The organism is Cobetia sp. (assembly GCF_983723665.1).
On sequence record NZ_CFDJES010000017.1, the window covers coordinates 25,012 to 30,102 of the forward strand.

Genomic DNA, 5,091 nt, shown 5'->3' on the forward strand with positions numbered 1-5,091 from the left:
GCCGCGCGCTCACGCAGGTCATCGGTGTTGAGCAGGTCGTCATCGTTGGTGTAGTAGAGGCTGCTGGCCTGCAGCTCCTGCTGGTTGGCCAGGTAGGCCCCATCGGACTTGCGCTGCAGCGAGTAGGTCAGGCGATAGGTCAGTTCACGCTTGATGCTGCCGGCATCGCCGTAGGTGATCTGCTGCACGTTCTCACGGACCTTGCCCAGGTTGAGGGTCAGCGGGGCGCTGTCGCTCAACTGGACGTCGGCACGCTCGAGAGCGTCGCGCAGGGCGTCGTGGGTCTTGGTGATCGGTGCCTGGACGTCCAGCTCGGTGATGGCCATCGGCGCATCATTCACGCCGCGCAGCTGGAAGCCGCAGCCGCTCAGTGTCAGCGCCAGGCCGACGCCGAGGGCGGCCAGCACACGACGGCGGCCGAGGCCGCGGGATGCACGCTCTGATGTGTCTGCTGAAACACTGGAAGACTTCGCTTGCGTCACCGTGACCTCCTGTCATGAACGGGTGTCATGAATATCTTGCGAGAGCGCTGCGTGGTGCCTGTCAGCATCGCGCAGCGCACGGAATATGGCCGTCAGAGACCGACATCCTTCCAGGTGCCTGTCGGTCTCTGACGGGACCGGCGACTCGGGCCGCCGGTATCTTGCTCGGTCTGGTCGAGTCGCTATCAGTTGGCGACGATATTGACCAGCTTGCCCGGCACCACGATCACCTTGCGCACCGTCTTGCCATCGGTGTGCTTGGTGACATTGGCATCTGCCAGCGCCGCGGCTTCGATGGCGTCGCGATCGGCATCGGCGGCGAAGGACAGACGCGCACGCAGCTTGCCGTTGACCTGCACGACCAGCTCGATGCTGTCCTTCTTCATCGCCTCGGCATCGGCGGCCGGCCAGCTGGCGTCGATCACGGCTTCGTCGTGGCCCAGTGTCGCCCACAGCGAGTGGCTGGCATGCGGGATGATCGGCGACAGCAGCAGCACGCAGGCCTCGACGGCTTCACGGCTGACGGCCAGACCCTGCTCGGAGGTGTCCTCGAAGCGGCTGATGGCGTTGACCAGCTCCATCACGGCCGCGATGGCGGTGTTGAAGGTGGTGCGGCGGCCGATGTCATCGCTGCACTTGGCGATGGTCTCGTGTGTCTTGCGACGCAGTGCCTTCTGATCATCGTTCAGGGCGGTCACGTCCAGTGCGCCCGGAGTGCCGGCGGCGACATGCTCGTGGACCAGACGCCAGACGCGCTTGACGAAGCGATGCGCGCCCTCGACACCGGAATCGGACCATTCCAGCGACTGCTCCGGCGGCGCGGCGAACATCATGAACAGGCGCACGGTGTCGGCACCGAAGCGATCGATCATCGACTGCGGGTCCACGCCGTTGTTCTTGGACTTGGACATCTTCTCGGTGCCACCGATTTCCACCGGCAGACCATCGGACTTCAGTACGGCCTTGATGGCGCGGCCCTTGTCGTCGGTCTCGACGTCCACGTCCAGCGGGTTGAACCAGTCGCGGCCGCCCTTGGCGTTGATGCGGTAGTAGGTGTCCGCGATCACCATGCCCTGGGTCAGCAGCTGCTTGAACGGCTCGTCGCTGTCGACCAGGCCGAAGTCACGCATCAGCTTGTGGAAGAAGCGCGAGTAGAGCAGGTGCAGGATGGCGTGCTCGATGCCACCGATGTAGTAATCGACCGGCAGCCAGTAGTTGGCGCGCTCGTCCAGCATGGCATCGGCGTTGTCCGCACAGCAGAAGCGCGCGTAGTACCAGGAGGACTCCATGAAGGTGTCGAAGGTATCGGTCTCGCGCTGCCAGCCATCGCCCAGGTCACTGAAGGACGGCATCTTCTTGATCGGCGAGCCACCGGAGGCGTCGAATTCGACTTCCAGCGGCAGAGCGACCGGCAGTTCGTCGTCGGTCAGCGGGATGGATTCACCGTTCGGGCCATTCTTGACCGGGATCGGCGCGCCCCAGTAACGCTGACGGGAGACGCCCCAGTCGCGCAGACGGAAGTTGGTCTTGACCTCACCACGGCCCTGCTCGACCAGGCGCGCGGCGATGGCATCGAAGGCGCTCTCGAAGTCGAGGCCATTGAAGTCACCGGAGTTGATCAGCACGCCGTGCTCGGTGAAGGCGGCTTCGCTGACGTCGGGCGCATTGCCGTCGGCATCGGCGATCACGGCTTCGATCGGCAGGTCGTACTTGGTGGCGAATTCGTGGTCACGCTCGTCGTGGGCCGGCACGGCCATCACGGCACCGGTGCCGTATTCCATCAGTACGAAGTTGGCGACGAAGACCGGCACTTCACGGCCGGTCAGCGGGTGGATGGCCTTGAAGCCGGTATCCATGCCGCGTTTTTCCATGGTCGCCATGTCGGCTTCGCTGGTGCCGCCACGCGCGCACTCGGCGTTGAACTCGGCAAGCTCCGCATTGTGCTCCGCCGCGGCCTTGGCCAGCGGGTGAGCGGCGGCGACGCCGACGTAGGTCACACCCATCAGGGTGTCCGGACGGGTGGTGAAGACGGTCAGGGATTCCTGCACCTGGCTGGCCTTGGCATCGAGGCCGAAGCTCAGCTCGACACCGCGCGACTTGCCGATCCAGTTGCGCTGCATGGTCTTGACCTGCTCCGGCCACTCGACCTTGTCGAGGTCGGCCAGCAGCTCTTCGGCGTAATCGGTGATGCGCAGGAACCACTGCGGGATTTCCTTGCGCTCGATCAGCGCGCCGGAACGCCAGCCACGGCCGTCGATGACCTGCTCATTGGCGAGCACGGTCTGGTCCGCCGGGTCCCAGTTGACGATGGAACTCTTCTTGTAGACGACACCCTTCTCGACCAGCTTGGCGAAGAACCACTGCTCCCAGCGATAGTATTCCAGGTCGCAGGTGGCGAATTCACGGCTCCAGTCGTAGGCGAAGCCCAGCGCCTTGAGCTGATCGCGCATGTAGGCGATGTTCTCGTGGGTCCACTTGCCCGGCGCGACGTTGTTCTTCATCGCGGCGTTTTCCGCCGGCAGGCCGAAGGCGTCCCAGCCCATCGGCTGCATGACGTTCTTGCCCTGCATGCGCTGGAAGCGCGAGATCACGTCACCGATGGTGTAGTTGCGCACGTGACCCATGTGCAGCTTGCCGCTGGGGTAGGGGAACATCGACAGGCAGTAGAACTTCTCGCGGTTGGCATCTTCCACCGCCTTGAAACACTGATTTTTCTCCCAGTACTGCTGGGCAGCCTGTTCGATCTGATCGGGAGCGTACTGTTGAGAAGTATCCTGTGAATCCATCGGGTCCGTCACTACCTTGGCATTGGCCGCTACCCGTCACCAGGGACAGGCAGGGCGTGAAGAGGTGGGCGGTCACATCGGGATGGGCCGCCGCTGTCTGCGATGGGGTCAAGTCTACCCCAGACGCCAGGACTCAGGTAGGGGAGGCGAGCCCTGTGGCGCCAGGCGAATGCGCTTCATGCTGGCAGTGTCACGCGCTTGATGCGTGTCAGGGACTGGAAGAGTGTGGCTTGTGTCGCAACGCCAACGCCACCATGCTGAAGGTAGAGCGCCATGCCCTCCCGCAGTACGGGAGAAGGTGAAGACACAAGGAGAGTCCATGAGCCAACCACGTGAACCCCGCGATCCCCATGAGCCGATCAGCGCCACGGATCGTGATACGGCTGCCACGTCCTCGCACGACAGTGGCTTTGAAGATACGCCGATGCCCTCGCGCTCAGCTTCCAGTCAGCCGCAAGGCGAAGGTGAAGGTGAAGGACGTCTCGGCGATGCCTATGGGCGAATCCTGACGCGGCTGGAAGACAGCAGCGGTGAGCTGTCGTGGGATAGCCTCAAGGCCGAGCTGGATGAGGCGGTCAAGTTCGAGGCCGAGGTCGAGGAATTCACGCTCGACGAGCTGGCGCTGCTGCGTGCCTGGGTCGAGCGTGACATGCGCGAATTCCGCCGCCACTTGGCGACCGGTGGAGAAGGGATCGCCAGCTGGCTGGGGATCGATCTCTCGGTGCTGTCGCGCAGTGTCAGTTCCGCGCTGATGTCGATCGCGGATCGCACCGTGGTGGACCGCGCCCACTTCGAGGAAGACCTCGAGGCCGCGCGCGCCGACTACACCAGCGGCGAGGTCATCGCGCCGGGGCTATTGCATTGCGTGCACTGCGAGTCGACCACCACGCTCACGCGGCCCAGCGTGCTGGAACCCTGCCATGCCTGTGGACATCGATTCTTCTCGCGTGGCGCGCCGCCCGTCACTCGTCAGCCTCCCGCGGCCGATGAGAGTGATCAGGGCTGATGGCGACACCGTCAGACTGGTTCGCCCCGGCGCATGCCACCTGGAGCGCCGGTCAGCGCCACAAGGCGTTGCAACAGCTGATCGATCACTTCAATCAGCGCCCGCGTCCACGTGAGGCGGGCCTCTTCAAGCAGATCTCCTATTACCTGTTTCTGCTCGCGGATTATCGCTCGGCCAGCCAGATTCTGGCCCAAGGGCATGTGGAGTGTCCGGCCGATGAAGAGATCGCGCTCAATCAGGTGGTGTGTCTGTCGCGCGCCAATGATGCCGCCGGCTCGCTGGCGGCCGGTGAGGCGTTGGCCGCACGAGGCTGTCTCAATCCGGTGCTGTTCGACTCGCTGGCCAGCAGCGCGGCCAGACTCAAGCGCCATGACGAGGCACGCGAGCATGGCAGTCGCGCCCTGGCGCTCAAGGACAAGCAGCATGGGGGCCTGGCGTTGGCGAAGGGCTGGCGGCTGCCCGCTGAATCCCCCTCGGCAGTCGCCGCCGGCAAGACGCGCGTGCTGTCCTTTGGCCTCTGGGGCAAGGGGCCGCGCTACTTGAACGGCATGCTGCATAACCTGCTGTTGGCGCCGGTGCTGTATCCGGGGTGGCGGGTTCGGCTCTATCACGATGACAGCGTGCCCGAAGACTTCCTGGCCCTGGCGCGGGAACTGGACGCCGAGCTGATCGAGCGTCCCTCCAGTGACACCCTGAGACAGCGGCTGTGTTGGCGCTTCGCGGTCGCCGATGACCCGACGGTGGGCTACTTCGTGGTTCGCGACTGCGACAGCGTCATCAGCCTGCGCGAAGTGCGCGCGGTGCAGATGTGGCTGAC

At 64.4% G+C, this 5,091-nt stretch carries 4 protein-coding genes; 2 read left to right on the forward strand and 2 right to left on the reverse strand.

Features of this window, described 5'->3' with window-relative positions:
• Positions 1 to 482: LPS-assembly lipoprotein LptE (locus tag AC4FAH_RS03455; RefSeq protein WP_490245639.1), on the reverse strand; the 482-nt coding region annotated here is incomplete at its 3' end.
• 185 nt (positions 483 to 667) lie between these two features.
• On the reverse strand, positions 668 to 3,268 hold the full coding sequence (gene leuS / locus AC4FAH_RS03460) for a leucine--tRNA ligase (RefSeq protein ID WP_153635133.1): 2,601 nt from the start codon (positions 3,266 to 3,268) through the stop codon (positions 668 to 670).
• Between the two features lie 319 nt (positions 3,269 to 3,587).
• Here leuS and AC4FAH_RS03465 point away from each other — a divergent pair, with 319 nt between their 5' ends.
• Together AC4FAH_RS03465 and AC4FAH_RS03470 are read left to right on the forward strand one after the other, a co-directional pair.
• Positions 3,588 to 4,274: a zinc ribbon-containing protein gene (locus tag AC4FAH_RS03465; RefSeq protein WP_339843454.1), complete on the forward strand. Its 687-nt coding sequence runs from the start codon at positions 3,588 to 3,590 to the stop codon at positions 4,272 to 4,274.
• Positions 4,274 to 5,091, forward strand: an 818-nt coding sequence (locus AC4FAH_RS03470) for a tetratricopeptide repeat protein (RefSeq protein ID WP_490245640.1), incomplete at its 3' end; no start/stop codon positions are given. The genes AC4FAH_RS03465 and AC4FAH_RS03470, both read left to right, overlap by 1 nt.